Annotated in this window: 14 protein-coding genes, 2 pseudogenes and 1 riboswitch; of the genes and pseudogenes, 13 read left to right on the forward strand and 3 right to left on the reverse strand. The window is 50.9% G+C overall.

Translation table 11 applies throughout. The features are described from left to right. The first annotated feature begins 46 nt into the window (after window positions 1-46). From ACYVRB_RS03935 to ACYVRB_RS03945, 3 genes are read left to right on the forward strand one after another with little or no spacing between them, the layout of a single operon-like run. Complete coding sequence (locus tag ACYVRB_RS03935; RefSeq protein ID WP_461213698.1) at window positions 47-1,231, forward strand: glycoside hydrolase family 88 protein; 1,185 nt, start codon at window positions 47-49, stop codon at window positions 1,229-1,231. Further along, complete coding sequence (locus ACYVRB_RS03940) at window positions 1,224-3,227, forward strand: alginate lyase family protein (protein WP_461213699.1); 2,004 nt, start codon at window positions 1,224-1,226, stop codon at window positions 3,225-3,227. The genes ACYVRB_RS03935 and ACYVRB_RS03940 overlap by 8 nt, the downstream gene beginning before the upstream one ends. A gap of 30 nt (window positions 3,228-3,257) precedes the next feature. Continuing rightward, window positions 3,258-4,523: an MFS transporter gene (locus tag ACYVRB_RS03945; RefSeq protein ID WP_461213701.1), complete on the forward strand. Its 1,266-nt coding sequence runs from the start codon at window positions 3,258-3,260 to the stop codon at window positions 4,521-4,523. A 222-nt stretch (window positions 4,524-4,745) separates the two neighbouring features. Here the strand turns inward: ACYVRB_RS03945 and ACYVRB_RS03950 are convergent, their stop codons facing one another. After that, window positions 4,746-5,120 carry a hypothetical protein gene (locus tag ACYVRB_RS03950; protein ID WP_461213702.1) on the reverse strand — a complete coding sequence of 125 codons (375 nt, stop codon included), beginning with the start codon at window positions 5,118-5,120 and terminating at the stop codon, window positions 4,746-4,748. Window positions 5,121-5,750: 630 nt separating this feature from the next. Here ACYVRB_RS03950 and ACYVRB_RS03955 point away from each other — a divergent pair. The 6 genes from ACYVRB_RS03955 (at window position 5,751) to ACYVRB_RS03980 (ending at window position 12,609) form a co-directional block, all read left to right on the forward strand. Then, on the forward strand, window positions 5,751-5,909 hold the full coding sequence (locus ACYVRB_RS03955) for a putative holin-like toxin (RefSeq protein ID WP_461213704.1): 159 nt from the start codon (window positions 5,751-5,753) through the stop codon (window positions 5,907-5,909). A 407-nt stretch (window positions 5,910-6,316) separates the two neighbouring features. Further along, the gene (locus tag ACYVRB_RS03960; protein ID WP_461213706.1) at window positions 6,317-7,342 is read left to right on the forward strand and encodes a hypothetical protein; all 1,026 of its coding nucleotides are present in this window, start codon (window positions 6,317-6,319) and stop codon (window positions 7,340-7,342) included. Window positions 7,343-7,969: 627 nt separating this feature from the next. Next, the gene (locus ACYVRB_RS03965; RefSeq protein ID WP_461213708.1) at window positions 7,970-9,118 is read left to right on the forward strand and encodes an LPXTG cell wall anchor domain-containing protein; all 1,149 of its coding nucleotides are present in this window, start codon (window positions 7,970-7,972) and stop codon (window positions 9,116-9,118) included. A 71-nt stretch (window positions 9,119-9,189) separates the two neighbouring features. Beyond that, window positions 9,190-10,689, forward strand: coding sequence for a glycosyltransferase (locus ACYVRB_RS03970; protein WP_461213709.1), 1,500 nt, complete (start codon window positions 9,190-9,192; stop codon window positions 10,687-10,689). Window positions 10,690-10,829: 140 nt separating this feature from the next. Next, a complete protein-coding gene (locus ACYVRB_RS03975; protein WP_461213711.1) occupies window positions 10,830-12,167 on the forward strand; it encodes an AAA family ATPase in 1,338 nt (445 codons plus the stop codon). Then, window positions 12,151-12,609, forward strand: a complete 459-nt coding sequence (locus ACYVRB_RS03980) for a hypothetical protein (protein WP_461213712.1) — start codon at window positions 12,151-12,153, stop codon at window positions 12,607-12,609. Before ACYVRB_RS03975 ends, ACYVRB_RS03980 begins: the two co-directional genes overlap by 17 nt. Before the next feature lie 224 nt (window positions 12,610-12,833). Here the strand turns inward: ACYVRB_RS03980 and ACYVRB_RS03985 are convergent, their stop codons facing one another. After that, window positions 12,834-13,676, reverse strand: coding sequence for a glycosyltransferase family 8 protein (locus ACYVRB_RS03985; protein WP_461213714.1), 843 nt, complete (start codon window positions 13,674-13,676; stop codon window positions 12,834-12,836). A gap of 479 nt (window positions 13,677-14,155) precedes the next feature. Then, window positions 14,156-14,252: riboswitch (TPP riboswitch) on the forward strand. Window positions 14,253-14,362: 110 nt separating this feature from the next. On the opposite strand from ACYVRB_RS03985, the gene thiT reads away from it, so the two are divergent. The 4 genes and pseudogenes from thiT to ACYVRB_RS04005 all read left to right on the forward strand — a co-directional run. Further along, window positions 14,363-14,902, forward strand: a complete 540-nt coding sequence (thiT, locus tag ACYVRB_RS03990) for an energy-coupled thiamine transporter ThiT (RefSeq protein WP_461213722.1) — start codon at window positions 14,363-14,365, stop codon at window positions 14,900-14,902. A gap of 116 nt (window positions 14,903-15,018) precedes the next feature. Continuing rightward, the gene (locus ACYVRB_RS03995) at window positions 15,019-15,246 is read left to right on the forward strand and encodes a hypothetical protein (RefSeq protein ID WP_461213715.1); all 228 of its coding nucleotides are present in this window, start codon (window positions 15,019-15,021) and stop codon (window positions 15,244-15,246) included. A 111-nt stretch (window positions 15,247-15,357) separates the two neighbouring features. After that, a complete protein-coding gene (locus ACYVRB_RS04000) occupies window positions 15,358-15,900 on the forward strand; it encodes a DUF805 domain-containing protein (protein ID WP_461213716.1) in 543 nt (180 codons plus the stop codon). A 201-nt stretch (window positions 15,901-16,101) separates the two neighbouring features. Next, window positions 16,102-16,554 (forward strand): annotated as a pseudogene (locus ACYVRB_RS04005) (mucin-binding protein); the annotation flags it as partial. 1,328 nt (window positions 16,555-17,882) lie between these two features. Here the strand turns inward: ACYVRB_RS04005 and ACYVRB_RS04010 are convergent. Beyond that, window positions 17,883-18,016, reverse strand: a pseudogene (locus ACYVRB_RS04010) (IS30 family transposase); the annotation flags it as partial.

Raw genomic sequence — 18,016 nt, forward strand, 5'->3', positions numbered from 1 at the left:
TTAATTAAAAAATCAAACGATTAATACTATTTTCGAGGTGATATCTATGAGCGAGTTTGCTGCAAAAGAGCGTCTCCAAGCGATTGAGAAAAAGTATCAAACCGTTGCTTCACGGACAGGTAGCAAGATTCCTTATACCACTGTGGATGGGCACTTTGATGATCACAGCCACATTGGCGGGGATGTGATGGCGGTCGATCATCTCAGCTGGTGGACGAACGGCTTTTATCCAGGAATCTTGTGGGAGCTATACGCGGTGAGTGGAAGCAAGCAATACAGTGCAGCGGCCAAGACGATTGAATCTGAATTGGCGCTGAATCTGACAACCATGCGCGGGCTTGATCACGACGTCGGCTTCATGTACTTATTGAGCAGCGGTTATGACGCCGTCTTGACGCGTTCTGCCACTGCCAAGCAACGCGCGCTTCATGCCGCCACGATCTTGGCGGGCCGTTTCAACCTCAACGGCCGCTTCATTCGTGCCTGGGATGCGCGCACCGATAGCGATACGAGAGTCGGGTGGTCGATCATCGACACGATGATGAATCTCGAGCTCTTGTATTGGGCAAGTGCCACCACCGGGGATCCGCGTTTTGCCGCGATTGCCAATGCCCATGCCCACACGGTCATCAAGCATGCGGTGCGTGATGATGGCTCAGTCAAACACATTATCGTCTTTGATCCCGTTTCCGGTGATTATCAGCATTCTCTCGGCGGGCAAGGCTTCGCGCATGGTTCTGCATGGACGCGTGGGCAAAGCTGGGGCGTCAGCGGCTTCATGAAGGCTTATGAATATACCGGATTGCCAGAATATCTAGCGACCGCGACGAAGATCGCCGACTATTGTTTACAACAGTTGCGGCCAGGAGCGGCTCTGCCAATTGATTTTGATCAGCCCCAAACCGTTGATTACGTCGACAATTCAGCAACGGCGATCCTGGCCAGCGGGTTGTTACACTTGAGCACTGCGTTGCAAGCAACACAGCCCGAGCAGGCGGGTAAGTTTAAACGAGCCGCTATCGATCTGCTGGAGGTGATTGACGCCAAGTATGCCGATTACGACGATAAGCGAGATAACATTGTCGAAAGTGCGGCAGTCAGTTATCACGATGAGCCGCAACCCCAACCGTTAATTTATGCAGATTTCTATTATATTGAAGCATTAATGCGATTAGGTGGTTATCCACTACCACTTAGTCAAGTTGCCAAGGAGGCAGTTAACAATGGCTGATGTTACAAAAGCGACTTTTTTCCAACCGGCATTTGCACCGGCTGCACATATGGATTTGGTGCTACCACGGGTGAATCAGCATGAAGACATCGTCCAACAGGTGATCGAAACCGCGGATGACGCGTTGCAAAAGAAGTTTGTCTTTAACATGGAATGGGACCTGGAACGGACCGATATTCCGGTGATTTTTAAAGATAAGATCAACTGGGAGTTCAAGCCGGCAGACGACAACGAGTTCATCTGGGCGTTCAACCGGCACCAGTTCTTGGTTTGCTTGGCACAGGCCTATCTGATTACTGGTAAGGAAAAGTACGTTCAAGGCTATATTGATTTGATCACAGATTTCATCGATCAACAGCCGATCAGTCCAGATAATCGGATGACGACTTGGCGGATCCTAGAAATTGGCTTCCGTACCGAAAAATGGTTGAAATCGTTGTACATGATCCAAGACAGCCCTAAGTTGACCGATGCGGTGCTCAACAAGATCTACGCATCGATGCGGGTGCATGAAAAGACGCTCTTGGCTGAGAACAAACCCTACAATTATTCAACAAATTGGGGTGTGTTCGAGAACTTCGGGTTATTCTTATACGGTTGTTTGTTACCACATAACAGCGACACGGAGCGGGCCTTACACGATTCGCTGGCATACTTGAGCCATGAACTGCACGTGCAGGTCCAAAACGACGGCGTTCAGGTCGAACAATCCGCGCTTTATCATAACGAAGTGTTGCGCGTGATGCTTGAAGTTATCCTGTTCGCCCGGCGCTTGAATCTCACTTTGCCCGCTGGTTTTAGCGCGCAGGTTGCCAAGATGGCCAAAGCTTCGCGGTATATGGCCAAACCTGACGGCACCCAGCTTCTGTATGGCGATTCTGATGTGCAGCATCTCAACACACCGTGGCAGCTGGCGGCGATCGACTTTGCCGACGGAACGTTCAAGCAAGCTTCAGATGAGCCGTTGAGTTTCGAGAACTCTTGGTTGTTTACCGCGCATGACCAAGCTTTGTTTGATGGCTTAGCGCCGCGCGACCCTGAGCAGACATCGATTGCCCTAGAATCTTCAGGCCATTATGTTTTACGTTCAAGCTGGCGCCGCGACGCGAATATGTTGCACATGGATTGTGGTCAAATCGGTAGTGGGCACGGCCACAGCGATCTCTTGCATGTCGATTGGATCGTTGGCGGCCATGATGTCTTAGTCGATGCCGGCCGTTACACGTATGTCGACAAGGCCGACCGCTATGAATTCAAGATGTTGCCGGCGCACAATACGATCATCGTCGACGGCTTCGATCCCCACCATTACGACCAATCTTGGGATCTCAATACGCAAGTCGACGTGCTGAAGAGTCCTTTGCATCAAGGCCCTGGCTATGAGTTCTTTGAAGGCGGCCATGATGGCTTCATGAAGCTGCCTAGTCCGGTATGGGTCACCCGCAAAGTCTTGCATCTGCAGCCTGATATTTATCTGGTCATCGATCAGGTCAAGGCTTCTGGCAAGCATCATTATCAACAAGCATTCCATTATGACAGTCAAGGTAAGGTCGTCCTCAACGATCATGTCGCTGAATTCACGGTAGCTGATGTGGCCGCAACCAGCGTCTTCGATGAGCGTTTGAGCAGTACTTTGGCAGATAGCGAACAATCGTATCATTACAACAGCAAGGTAGCTAGTCAGCAGGTCGTATGTGCCGGTGATTTCACTGGTAATCAGACGTTCTACACCGTCTTGGTTGCAGGGGCCGCTCAAAATGTGAGCGTCAAGCGGGTACCTGTTCACGACGTCAAGTTGAACCGTGTCGTGCCGGAAGACGAAGTCGAAGGACTCGACATCGTTGCCCATTCACAGCACTACTTGGTCATCAACGGGCACGGCAATATCACTCACGGGACCAACCTGTATCGCGTCGGGGAGCATTACACCGAAGCAAAATTAACGTTCTTTGATTTGAACGATCCTGAAGATGCGGGCACGATGGTTAGCTGGTAAACGTAACAGATTTCAAAATGAGGTGAAATCATGGATAAAGATAAGAAAGTCGGTGCAGTTAACGCCAAAGTTCGCGATGAGGATCAGCCCAAATTACCGCTTGCCTTTTCTATCGCGATGTTTCTAGCACCGTTATGCTGGTACGGCCCAGCCGCTTCTGCTCGGGGGACCTTGTTACCAGAACTGTTTAGTCAGATCGACCCTGCGCGGAAGATCTGGGCGGTCGGGATCCTTGGTGCGGTCGCGACGATCACCGGGGCGATCACCAACTTTATGTTTGGTGCCATGTCCGATGTCAACCGTTCACGGTTCGGTCAGCGTAAACCGTACATTGTTATTGGGACGTTGATTATGGCGATCTCATTGGTGATCGTTGCCAATCTTCGTTCAGTAATGGCCATTATCTTTGTGTGGGTGTTGGTTTCTGGAGGCGAGAACATTGTCGCCGCGGCTATTTACCCGCAGATTTCGGATCGGATCGCACCACGGTGGCGCGGGACGCTATCAACGTTTTATGGTGTGGGGATGACTGCCGCACAACAAGGGTTTGCGATTCTTGCCGCTCAGTTCCTTGGTAATGTGAAGTATGGGCTCTATACGTTAGCTGCGATTTCGGTCATCTTATGCGTGGTTCATATACTGTTGTCTAATGAACAGTCGAACTTGGATCAGCCTAAGATCAAATTCGATAAAGCTGCCGTATTGAAATACTTCACGTTCCCAACCAAGGGCGCACGTGATTTTTACTTAGCATTGACAGGCAAGTTCTTCATGACTGTCGGTTACATGATTGTCTTTACTTATCTGCTGTATATCTTCACAGATTACATTCACTTGTCTAACAGCGGTGCAGGTGCATCTATCTCGATTTATTCGACGATCAGTCTGGTCGTTGGGGTGTTCTTTGCTGCCGTTGCCGGGCCAATTGCTGATAAATTCAAGCGGGTCAAGCTGCCAATCTTGATTGCAACGGTTATCTTAGCCATTGCGCCAGTATTACCACTCCTTTTCGTCACACCATGGGCAATGTTTCTTTATGGTGGTTTAGCCGCTATTGGTAATGGCGTGTATAACTCAGTCGATGGCGCGTTGAACTTGGATGTCCTGCCATCTTCTGATACGGCTGGTAAGGATCTGGGCTTGATCAACTTAGCGAACACGTTCTCTCAGATGTTAGCTTCCATTATTGCGTCTGTTATTGTCAGCGCTTTCGGATTTGGTGCTATTTTCTACTTCGCGATCGGGATGGAAATCGTCGCGATCGTCCTGATGGGTTCGATTCGTTCGGTGAAGTAATCAGGTGGAAGGTTCGCTGTCTCTTGGAATCAAGAGATGGCGTTCTTTTTTTGCTTAAGAGGAGAGCCTTCGCCAGCAGCGGCGGCGATCATGGCGTCAGTGCTCGGCTGTGCATGCGTTAGCAAAATGATCGCAGACAACAAAACGAACCGGCACTTCTTGGCAGAAGTGCCGGTTCGTTAGTCAACATCGTTAGCCATGCGAGAAGGGGCTGGCCGCTAATTATGCGGCTGGATGTTTCTGTTTGCGATTACTGATGAGGTGCCAGACGAAGAAGCCAACACCGATGATGAACGCCAGCCAACCCCAGATTGCGAGGTCGGAATAATCGGCAGCATTCGTGATGCCAAAGACCCACGAAATGAGCATCATAACCATTGCAGCGATGTCGCCGCCAAGTTTTTCGCTCTTCCGGGTTGCAATATAGACGATGCCGGTTGCCAGAAATAAGATTCCGACGAAGACGCCGACAGAGCCGCCAGCATCTGACGTTTTGCTTTCGATTGCGTGGCCAAGCCCAACTGCACAAGATTGCAGCAAGATGACCAATGAAACCAGGATCTGAAGAATACCGACAACGAGCTTTGTTACTTTCATGAATAATGCCTCCTGGAACGCGCCAAGCTTTTAACGTCAATCCGCGCCTGGACGTATACGTATACGTATAAGATGAACTTAACGAGAAAGTTAGCAATAAGTAATTGAAAAGTGCTCAATGGTGGATTGGAAGAGATTTAAATTTCAATGATGTAAAGCTTATTGTTATAGGAATATTATCGATATCGTGGCGACTGAAAATTGAGCTAACGTGAATGAAACCTTACTTTGATTCTATCATATTTTATAAGATTTTAGGCTAACAAAAAAGATTTGATTTCAACTCAAGGAAAGTCGGTTGCGTTCTGGAGGGTAAGCACGCGAAAGCAGCGAAGCGAAGATGATCCGAGCCGGCTTTCTTGGCGGTCATGGGTCTCCTCCAAATCGCAATGTATCTGTTTTATTGGAATTAAGCATTTTCCCTGTTTGCTGGGCTGGTATAATATCATCGAAACGTGTCCGTACCGATAGGGGTTTGGTATGGGAGAATCGTGGCAACTTTTTGGGGTGTCGTGATAGTCGATATGGTAAGATAACAAAGCAGAAAGTTGATGACGGTTGGTAAATCCAATCACATTGTGAGGTGGTCGCCTATGGGTGATTCACAAACGCTAAGTGAAAGGGGGTGCCTTGTTGATTCCCGTTGCTGATGCAATCATGATGATGTTGGCGTTTGGTAGCTTAATTGTTGCCTTACTCGAGCTAGTGGTTGTTATCGTGAAAGCAATGATCGAAGCCGACAAAAAAAGAACCATCGATAACTTCTTGGCCGAAGCGACGGTTCTCTAGTCAATTCATAAATGCCAGCCGTCTTAAACGGTCTGCATTGGGCGTGGTGGTTGCACACCGCGCCTTTTCTGTAGCCATTATAGCATGGTAATCAGTTGCGTTCCAAGCCTTATGTATTCTTGAATGAATCGCCAACTGGCACTGTATCGACGTTGTTGTGTATCGGGTAGTGTTTGAATCGAGGTTCGGCATTACTAACCATCCAGACTTCGTTAAAGACTTGTTGCTAACAATCCGCTCTTGCATGAATGTGACGGTCTGGATCGTTTAATACGCGAGTCAGACTGCCAGCTACGCAATTAAACTGTTTTCAGACTATATTAAGTGTTTGCTGGGCTGGTATAATATCATCGAAGCATGTCCATACCGATCGGGGTTTGGTATGGGAGAATCGTGGGGGATGACATATGCGAACAAAGAAGCGCATTTCGACGCTGGTCGCCACCGTCTGCGCCGTGATCATTGTGGCAGCACTCGTTTTTGTCGGCTTCCACCATCGGCAAAACGTGATGGCACAGCAACACTATGAGGATCGGATCCACGTCAAGCTGGCGGACATGAGCGCAGATTTTGCCAAGGTCAAAGCACAGAAAAACGACGCCAAGCGTCTGGCAGCTCTGAAGTCTTTGACGAAGGCGTATGCCGCTTATCGCCAAGGTGACGAACACGACAAACAGATCTTGGCGCAGTATCAGGCTGATATTGCTGAAGAGAAGCAATACTTTGTCCACAAAAATGCCGCGGCACTGAAGGCGGCGACGCTGGACGGCAAGCAGCTTGCGTCTGCCAGCAAGAAGCAGTTGCAGGCCAACGACCATGCGCTGGCGGCGTTGTTGAAGGTCGCCAAAAGCGAGCGGGCGGTGGTTTACTCGGATCAGCAGCTGAAGAAGCTGACCGTCAAGATCAAGGCGCTGCACAAAAGTTACGCGGCGCGGCTGAAGAAGGCAGATGAACCCAAGGCTGACGATAAAAAGGCTGATGTTAAGGACACCACGGCGACAACCGCTACGAGTGCGTCTGCTTCAAGTGAATCGGCGACTGCCGATGCGGATTCGGGCAGCGATGCTACGACAACTGCTGGTACGGCTGATACTAACGGCGTGACTGGAAGTGGTACTGGTAACAGCGGTAGTACCGGCAGTACTGGTTCTGCTGGCTACACCGGAACCATTGGCAGTCGGTCGGGTTACGCGACTAGCCGCTATCACCGCTGGACGCCTTCGAGAAGCACAAGTACTGGTAAGGTCGCTGGGACCACGACGACAGGCGCGAAAGCTTCGAGTACGATTGGTACGGACAACGGTGCCGAGAGCGCAACTGGTAAGACTGAGGTAGTGAAACAAGCGACTGGCACGGCCGTAACAAGTACTGGCACCGGGACGACGAGCGGTGTTGATGCACGTGACGCTGGGACCACGGATTCGGGTAAATAAGCTGATAGGTTATATGAAGGTAGGACGTAATCTCTGAAGGGGGTGGGTCCTACTTTTTTTGCATTTTAAGTGTGTGTTGATTCCCAATTCAATTCACGGAAAAACTTTTTTAAGATTACGTAATAAATTTTGACTATTAATTCATCGATTTAATCGTTGATAAACAGTGTATGTAATTATTGATGACAAAAGTAAGTAACACAAATTTTTATAGAACACAGAAAAATATAGACACCTTCACTGATAAAATAACTATATATTTAGGACCTAAATCAATTGAGTGTGTAACTTTATAAACAAACCTTAACTAAGGGTGCTTTATATTTCGTGAATGCGAGTGGGCGACGATATGTACAGTGACGTTTTTTATAGACAATCATCTGTTTTTCATGGATAATTGTGAAATCTGATATGACAAAATCATATCGTAGTGGAGGGTTAATTTTAATGGGGAACAAACGTACATTGCCACAATGGCAAAAGGCTTTATTAATTTCGACGGCATTATTAGGTAGTGCAGCTATTTCGGTTGTAACCGTACATGCTGAGCCTATTCAGCAAGTTTCAGCAGCATCAGGAACAATTATTCTCTGGGATGACCAGAGTAACAGTAGATACGGGACGACTATGATTTTCACGAATGGTAATATTCTGTCCACAGATATTCCAAGTGGCTATCATGCAGCCGATAATCAAGACCTTGGCGTATCAGTCCAGGGAGGTCAATTTCTGATTGATACGACCCAAGATACTAGTGGAATCTATCAAGTTCATATTGTGCCAGATGATAGTGATGCAACAACAGTTGGCGCATTTGGGATTATTTATTCGGTTGATTCTGTAACGGGGCAGACGATCGGCATTACAAGTGCCTCTGTTACAGGATCCTATGTGTTAAGCCTTGATGTTCCGGAAGATTATCAGGTATCTGCAACACAAGACGATGGCATAACAGCTAGCGGTAATCAAGTCTTTATTGATACACGTGTCAATCCGTCTGGCGAATACTACGTTAACTTTGAGCCAAAATCAACGATAGCACCAACGGTAGCTCCGACGTCTGCGCCAACGACAGCACCGACCGTAGCCCCAACCGCAGCTCCGACGTCTGCACCGACGGTAGCTCCGACAGTTGCACCAACCGTAGCTCCAACGATTGCTCCGACAGTTGCCCCAACGTCTGCACCAACAGTGGTTCCAACAATCGCACCGACCGCTGCGCCGACGGTTGCTCCAACGGTAGCTCCTACCGCAGCTCCGACGTCTGCACCGACGGTAGCCCCGACAGCCGCGCCAACAGTAGCTCCAACGGTTGAACACACAGTGGCACCGACTGCGGCACCGACGACAGCTCCTACGTCTACACCAACCGTTGCTCCAACAAGTGCGCCAACGTCCGCACCAACCGCTGCGTCGACGGTAGCTCCTACGTCTGCCCCGACGGTTGCGCCAACGAGTGCTCCGACGACTGCACCAACATCCGTACCAACAGCGGCTCCAACGACTGCACCAACAACAGCCCCAACGGCAATTTCCACCCCGGCACCAAAGCCGCTCGCTACCAACAGCTCTGCTTCGACAGAGACGGATGGCACTGAGCAAGCCCGGATCGCAGCCAACGCACAACCGGCTACGATCGCCAAACAAGATGAAGCTGAGCGGTTCCCTGAAACTGGGGAAAGCACCAACAAGGCATCGCTTGCAGGAATTGCAACGTTGCTCACCGCAACGGCAGCGCTTCTGGGAATTTCACTGAAGCGTAAGCGCCGAAACTAGTATCATGAAAGGGCCATCTCGTTGAGGTGACCCTTTCGTTGCGCAATGATGGATTGATGGAGATCATTGAAATGGAATACTTTTTAACGCACAAGCTTTATGCACCGATTTCTGCAATTGAGAAAATGATGATCGCACGCGTGCAACTATTTCAAAACTATCGCCGGCAACCGGTGTTTGTGACCCGTGAGTATGATCGCGAAGTCGCACCGATTTTGCAAAAATATGGCCTTGATGCGTCAACTTATCTCAACATGTTCGACTTTTTCCAAGGGTTCACCGAACAAAGCGAAGCGGTATCGCCTGAGGTGCCAACCATCGCGAATGACACTATCGAGACCAGTGACGACCACTTGCAACAGACCTTCATCTTGGCCGGAAAGATCGTGGCGATTGTGCGCTTCCGGCCTGCTAACCTGGCGTTAGATACGATTAGTTTTTACGATCAAAGCGGCAAGGTCACAAGCGTCGATTTGTACGATACGCGCGGCTTTTTGTCCATGACCCAGCTGATTGATCAAGAGGGTCGCGTGGCGACGCAACTGTTCTGGAACCGCCGGCACGAGTTGGTTTATTCTGAGCAATATGGGCTGGGTGCTGACGGGCAGTGGGGTAACCGCTCGATGCAGTTACGCTTCAACGGCGAGATCAGAACGTTCACGTCGATGGAACCCCTTTTCGCGTACTTCTTAGATGTCGTCGCGACCAAGGATCCTTCGGCGGTCTTCTTCGCTGATCGCCATGAGACCGCGGTCGTGCCGCTCAGTCAGATGGCGGTGCCAGCGCAAAAATTACTTGTGATGCACAGCAGCCACCTGAACGATCCTAACGCCGCGACGCCACAGGTGACCTTGTGGGTGCAAAAAGCCGTCGATGCCAAGTTCTCCGGGATCATCGTGTCCACCGAGAAGCAGGCAGAAGACTTGCGGCAGCTGGTTCCGACGCCTGTGTACACGGTGCCGGTGCGATACTTGACGCCGGCTGAGTTAGATCGGCCGCGGGTGACGCCAGCCGAGCGGCCGCCCCATACGATCTTGGTGGTTGCCCGCTTGTCCGCGGAAAAACGCGTCGGGGATGCGATCCAGGCGCTGAGTCTGATTAAAAAAATCGTCCCTGATGCGACGCTGAACATTTTTGGCGCGCCGATGGCAGGGTATGAGGAACAAAACAAGCTGATCAAGCTGGTCAACACCTTGGACTTGCAAGCACGCGTCCACTTTCGCGGGTTCAAGGACAGCCTGGATGATATCTATCCCGACAATTCGGTGATGGTCGTCACCAGCGAAGTCGAAGGCTTCAACGTCAGCATTTTGGAGGCGCAAAGCTACGGCCTGCCTGTCATCACCTACGACATCGATTACGGGCCGACGACGCTGGTCAACGACGGGGAAAGCGGCATTGTGGTTGCGACCAACAGCCCGCTGTACATTGCCCGGGCAATCATCGATTTGTGGGATGATCCCGCGAAGCTGAGTGCGCTGTCGCAAGGCGCATATGATTTTTGCGCTCGGTATTCAGAAGATGCGGTTTGGGGTCAGTGGCATGAGGTGTTGACGGCTGCGGCCGAATAATTAAAATGGCGTCGCTCACCAGGTCGATGGTGGGCGGCGCCATTTATTTGGGCGGTTGTGTCGCATGGCGCATAATGCTATGATATAAGCACAATATATCCTAATTTCGACATAAAATGTTCCAAATACGGGGGATAACAATGATTACTGCTTTGCATTTGGAAAACTATGGTTCTTTCGTCGATGTGGATTGGGATCTGACGACACGCCATCAGCCCAAGCACGTGGTGGCATTGTATGGCGAAAACGGTGCCGGGAAAACGAATCTATTAAAGCCTTTTGCCCAATTGGCGCGAACGATCGTCACGCTTCGTTTTGCGCGTGAGCTGATGGAGAAGCTGAGCGAGGATTCTGCAGCGTTGGAAGCTAACCAAGTTCAGAAGCCATCAGTTGGGCCGCTTGCCACAGCGACGACTTTGGCCCAAGTGTTTCGCAACGCGTTTACGATCGACAGTCATGAAGACTCGGTCATCCGCATCGCGTTTGAGAACAGTGAGCTTAAAGGCACTGGCAACAGTACCGGGTATTATGAGCTCATTTTTGACAGCGACCATCAGTTGAAGCGAGAAACGCTGTATTCAATCGTGAATGTTCGCAACGGCATGATTTTTGATATTCACCGGCAAGAAGAGACCATTGAGGTCATGCTGAACGGGACCGCCTTCAGCGACGAAGTGCTTAATGCGGATTTTCGCAATAGTATCCAGCGGCTTTGGGGTAAGCACACCTTCTTGAGCATCATTGATTTGGCGCTGAAGGACAACAATCGCGAGTATATGCGTCATGGGGTGGCAAACAGTGTCTGGCACGCGATGCGAGAGATTCAACGAATTTCTTTCACGCTTGAAGATACGCGCAAGGGCTATACGCATGGGCTATTGACCACGGCACCCAGAGCGGGGCGGATTTTGCGTCAAGATGAGACGCAGCTTGATGAAATCGAACAGATGCTGAACGCCTTTTTTCCACAACTGTATTCGGACATTGTCGGGCTGAAATACGTGCGACAGTATCAAGACGAGATGGTGGATTATCGCCTGATCGTCCAAAAGAATATCTGGGGTGAAGTGCGCGATATTCCGTTTGAGTTAGAATCAGACGGGACCAAGCGGTTACTGGATATGATGCCGATGATCGCAGACGCCATGCATGGCAACACTGTGGTGATCGATGAAATCGACACCGGGATCCATGACCTGTTGATGTTGAAGCTAGTTGAGGCCTTGGACAAGCAGATCAAGGGTCAGCTGATCTTCAGCACGCATAATACGTTGTTGCTGAATGCGCTCCGCCCAGAATCTGCGTATGTTATTCAAGAGGATACTGATGGCTTTAAGTATGTCGCTAACTTTCCCGACATCAAAACCATCAAGAAGAACAACAACGTCCAGAAGATGTATCTTAATGGTGACTTTATGGGGATTCCGTACACAGGTTTCCTCGATCTCGATGAGGTGTTTGATGGCCAGCAAAAGTAGAAAGCGCCCCAAGCGGGTGTTGCGACCAGCGCAAGACATTGTGGTTGTGGTCGCCCATGGCTTATCTGAAGTGGCCATTGCTCAAAGTCTGGGTTCAGCGATCCGGTTAAAAATCATCGTGATTGCCGAAGATAGTGGTCGGTCGAGTATCCAGATCGAAGGATTGGCTAAGCGATTGTTAAAAGAAAGCGACTTAGCATCACAGGCGGTATTTGCCGAAGCGTATTCGCTTGAAAGCCTGGATCATCTGCATATTTTCACCTTGATGGATGTTGATGATGTGCAACACCCAGACGTCAAGAACGCGTATCTAAAAGGTCGGATTCCTGGATTATCCCGGCGGTGGTATAAAGATCGGGTCACACCAATCTATTGTGATGGTAACTTGGAGGACGTTCTCAAAGCGGTCGACATGCCATATGCACATTCGCGAGAAAAGTAATTTGTATCTCAAAATCTTCCCTGTTGCCCATTCGCCGCAGGAGCAGAAAACCAAACGCGACGACTTCATCGCGTTTCGAGATAAGTTGCAACGGGTGCCTGAGACAAACCTAGATGTATTTATCACAACTTGTTTGGAGATTGCGGCCAAGCGTTGATCAAGTCTAGCAACCACACACAAACAGCCTCACCATCCAATCGATGGTGAGGCTGTTGACGTCTGGTTTAGTTTGCGGTGAGGTTCGCGCCATAATACAACCGCTTCAGCCCCGGATGCGGAAAATCATCCCGCCAAGGCTTCATGTGGCCGCAGAAGTGGACGAGTACCGGATTCTGGCGGGTGCTGTGCAAGACATCGCGCGAGAAGCGCTGCGTCTCGCCAAGCATGATGTTGGTCTGGGCGTTGTATCTGGGGTGGAGCTGTTGCCACTGGCTGTGCAAGATCGCGTTGAGGGCGTCTTGGTCATGATATTTGCAGCGCTCGGCGTTTTCTTGCGCATAAGCCACGACCTGCGTGGCAATCTGGTCTCGGCGCCAGCGGGCGACGTCGATGAGCAGCATGCCGGAATTAAAATAGCGATCGGGTGAAACCTGCGCCAGGTCCATTTTTTCAAAACGGTCGAGGTCACCTCCGTCGGCCACGGCGCCGATGAGATTCGCGCCCAAGGCCGTGTCGTACAGCGGGCGCAAGGCGCCGGTGTTGACCATGTCGACGTCCAGGTACAAGATCCGCTCGACCGGGTAGTCTGCCAGCAGCTGATCGACGTAGATGCGGTAGTAGGCGGTCTTGGGGATGCGGTAGCTGGTCGCGACGTTGGCCGGCAAAGGGATGTGCGGAGTGATCAGCTGGATCACCACCCGCGGGTTGTTGGCGAAGGCCTGCGTCAACGCGCGGCGCTGCTGGGTGGTGACGTTGTCGCAGATGATGTAAAAATGCAACGCGTCTTGCGGATTGTTGGCGAGGATCGTGCGCGTGAGGTTCAGCGCCTGGAACACCATGTTGCGGTCGATTACCAGCATGATGTTGATGGGTTGTTGTTGGGTGATGGGGCGGTTCAGTTCTAACATACACTCACGTCTCCTTGCGTTTCTGGATTATGCATAGCAATTACTTATATATGCCATAATTCCAGCATAGCAAGTTGAGGGCGGGGGATGCAAGCGGATACATCGGTGAAAGAGAAGAAGACCAGATCGAGGTGCCACTTGTCGGCTAGAAATTACATGGCAGCAATTTCGTGTAACTTAATGAATGAGTTAGATTGTTCAGTGGCACTAGCGACAAGCGCACCATCTTTCACATTGATTGTAATTGAATATCCTTCATTCAGGTTTAATTGCGCGACGAATACTTTGGGAATGGTGAAATATAAGCTGTTGTTATTTTGCAAATGACTTGCTCTTGATCCATGATGATCATCTCTAAACCGAGTATAGCTGCGCTTAACTGAGGTGGTGGCGCAAGAAAACACAACTGATCTTGTGACTGTTCCTTGACAAATTCTCACCATTCTGTCATCTTAGAGCTTGTACAATATAACTGAATACCCGTCACAAAGGGGAGCCATTGGCTGAGAGTGGGGAAACCCTGACCCTTCGAACCTGTTCGCTAATACGAGCGTAGGGATTGTGAGCGTCGTAAATACGACCTTCTTTGTGCATGGGTAAAATCACAAAGGAGGTCTATTATTGTGCAAAAAAGTCATTCACATTTACAAGTCATTCTAGAAGTGGCGATCATCGCTGCGTTTGCCATGGCGTTGGAGTACGTCCCACACAAAACCGGCATCAGCTCTGTGGAAATGAGCTACGGCCTGATTCCAATCAGCGTGTTGGCGCTACGTCGTGGCGTCGGCCCGGCGATGGCGGCCGGCTTCACCTGGGGGATCTTGGATCTGCTCTTGATCGGGATCGGCGAAGGCAGCGTCTTGAACGTGACGCAAGGCTTTATCGAATATCCGATCGCCTTCACCGTGGCCGGGCTCGGCGGCCTTTTCTACAAGCCGTTCCAGCGCGCCTTGACGCAAAACGCCAAAGGCAAAGCTCTCGCGTGGGCGTGGTCGGCGGTGATCTTAGGCGTCTTCGCCAAGTATCTCTGCCACTTCTACGCCGGCTGGATCTTCTGGGGTAGCTACGCGCCTAAGGGGATGTCGGCTTGGATCTACTCGCTGTTCATTAACGGGCTGTCCGCCGTCTTCACCGGCATCTTGACGCTGGTTGTCACCACGGCTTTGGTCACGATCGCCAAGCACCTGTTCTTGCCTAAGCAAGTTGCACATTTGGCGGCCAATTAATCGATATATCCAAGCGGATCGCGTTGGCGGTCCGCTTTTTATTGCCCAAAAATAATTAAGGGGGTATATTAAGATTGGAATCTAATAACAGCGCTTTCATTTTGGAGGATAACGCGATGTCAGATCCGACGACGCTGTGGGTGTTGGGTGTAGGTGGAATATGGTCGGCTTTAGTGGGCGTGCAGGTGTTGCGCGGCCACTGGTTGCGGCTGGTCCGCGGTAACTTGTTTGGCAGTCAGACCGAATCGCTTCGAGCCGGTGGCGCCAAAGTTTGGGGTTGGTTTTACATCGGTGCCGGGATCGTTGCTGAAGGCTTGTTAGGCTATGCCTTATTGTTTGGTTGAGGCCGCACAGGTGACAAAACTGTTCGTTGTTCGCTGATCAGGCTGGGTGTATATTCACCCGTGAACAGAGAAAAATGAGTGATTGAGTTACACAGGAAGCGGGGGATCCGGATGAAAAAGGCGAGTGAAAGCGTCGCGAAACAAACAAACAACAACTATTACGGCGTCGGCGGCTTCACCAGCATCAAGGCTTACTTTGCCAATTACGTGAATTTCACCGGCCGCAGCAGTCGTCGCGAGTATTGGTGGTTGATGCTGTTTTCAGCTATCGTGGGGCTGATCATCGGCGGCGTGACGATCGCCGTCAGTATTGGGGCGGTGATAAAGCTGGCCAACAGCGGGGACACCGCCAAGCTGAGCAGTCCGATCGCGCTTCTGATGAGCATGCTGTGGTTATTGTTGCTCTTGATCGTCATCAGCTTGGTGACGTTGTTACCGTCGCTGTCCTTGGTGATCCGGCGGTTTCGCGACGCCGGGGTCCACTGGGCGGTGTATGTTGCGTTGTATGCGGGCCAGTGGCTCGTTTACATCTTGTTGTGGCATCAAGCAACCGCGCGACTGCTTTTGTTGGCGGCGATTGGCATCACGATGTTGGTCATCACGGTGCTGCCGACCAAGGATCCGCCGCGCGACGAAGCGGCAGGTCGTGAATGATGGCAGGCTTCTCCGGCATGGAGGAGCTTTTTTTTGATCCCAAGTATTACCATTTTTATATGGCGGATGCTGATACAATAAGATTGGTAGCGCCTACTTTCATTTTATAAACAAGATATTTATAAATGTTGATGACTATCACAAATTAAAATTAATACAATAGAGGAGAAGAGAACTGGACCACAGTTTGGAGGGAACATCATGAATAAAAAAAGAATCGGCCTAACAACTGAGAAGACCCGTTTCAGAATGTACAAGGCGAAGCACCAATGGGTCATTGCCGGTGCAACAGTGATTACGATCGCCGCACTGGGTTTCAGCAAGCCGCAAGCGACACACGCGGCGGCCACAACGAGCCCCGACGAACAAGCAACGGTCAGCGACACCCAGGCCCCGGCTGAGGCCGTCACGATGAAAAACGTGACACGCACGATCCACTATGTCGATGCGACGGGCAAAACCGTTGCCCCAGATACGGTACAGACGGCACACTTCACCTCTAACGATGATGGCAAGACTTGGCAGCAGACAGATAGCCAGGCCGGCTTCGCCGCGGTCGCAGCTGCGAGCGTCACAGGCATGACCGCTGACCAGCCGCAGATTGCTGCGGCAACTGTCACGGCGACAGACGCCAACAGCAGCGTGACGGTGCACTATGCCCAAAACGCCGCAGAAAAACCGGCCACAGCAACGCCGGCACAACCAACAACAGCTACCACAAGCAAGACCACAACCGCGACCCCGACCGAGGCGGCAACGACGACCAGCGCCCAAGTAACACCAGCGACTGCAAAAGCTGATGCGACCACAACGGCGGCTGACTCAGCAACGAAGACGGCAACAGACACGACAGCCAAGGATGCTGCGACTGCCAATGCGTCCCAAGCAAATGCAACGACGGCTACCGCAACCACAGCGACGACTGACACACCAGCAAGTGCTGCGACCAAGACAGCGGACACGACTGCGGCAAAAACCGCAGATTCAGCCACCACAGCCGCCGCAAAAACGAAGACCACTGCGCCAGTCGTTAGCTACAAGTCGCTTCTGAGTCCAACACCAGAGCCAGCGCCTACCAGCAACGCAACGGCATCGATGACGGTCAATGGGCAGACAAGTATCGTCGAGTCATATAGTGGTTTGACGGGCAATTCGGCGACAAAACCCGACTCCGGAACGCAAGACAAAGACAAGTTGTCGATTGCTGCTACCAATTTGGTTAAAGGCGACATTGTCTCCATTACCTTGCCGAACTTTAAGGCAATCGACTCCGCTCCTAATTTGAGTGGTGCCACTAAAGCGCAATCGACTAACGGGGTAACCTACACGGTGACGGCGGATACGCTGTCGACGTTAGGCTTTGATGTGCAGATCAAGGCAGCTTATTGGCCCGACAAATCCAAGTTGGATTATCAAGACATCGCAACGGTGGCTGTGAACGGTCAAGTCACTGGTCAAGTCGCGATGAAGGCGACTTACCACTTGGCGAATTTTAGCGGCTATTCGTTGTATAAAGATAGCAACGCCACCAATAAGGATACAAGTTTCGGCGGTGCCAGCCAGATCCACAGCGATGTCCAGGTGGGGGATGACTTTGTGCGCTGGGTCGACGCCGGTTATGAGACTGGCCTCACGGTGGCGGATTACAACAATCTAACAATCACAGTGCCAGTACCAGCTACCTACCAATTAGACACGGCGGTGACCAAACAGTTTGATACGGCTACGAAGAGATTGAACAATAACACCGATGATGATCTGACGACGGTTTGGGACGTTAGCCAAGCCAGTGTTGGTGCACCTGTCATCTTCACGCTGAACGAGGCGGCATCTCCTGCGACGGCACGAGTTGATCGGCCGTTGTACCTTGTCGGTAAGTTTATCAGTGGTGCTGATGGTGTGCAGACCGCGTCTGCACCGGCTTCGGTCAGTGGTTCAACGAAATATGGGGACATTCAAGGGACTTTTGACACGACGAATTGTCAACTCAAGTGCAACTTTTTACCCATGAAGACTTCTGATGGCGTCTTCCAGCCTAAGACCTTGCGTGGTCGATTATTCAGTTGTTCAATGTAAGTCTCAATTTCCTGGTCGCTCTGAAGGTCTAGGTCTGTGT

Source organism: Lacticaseibacillus boliensis (assembly GCF_054784775.1).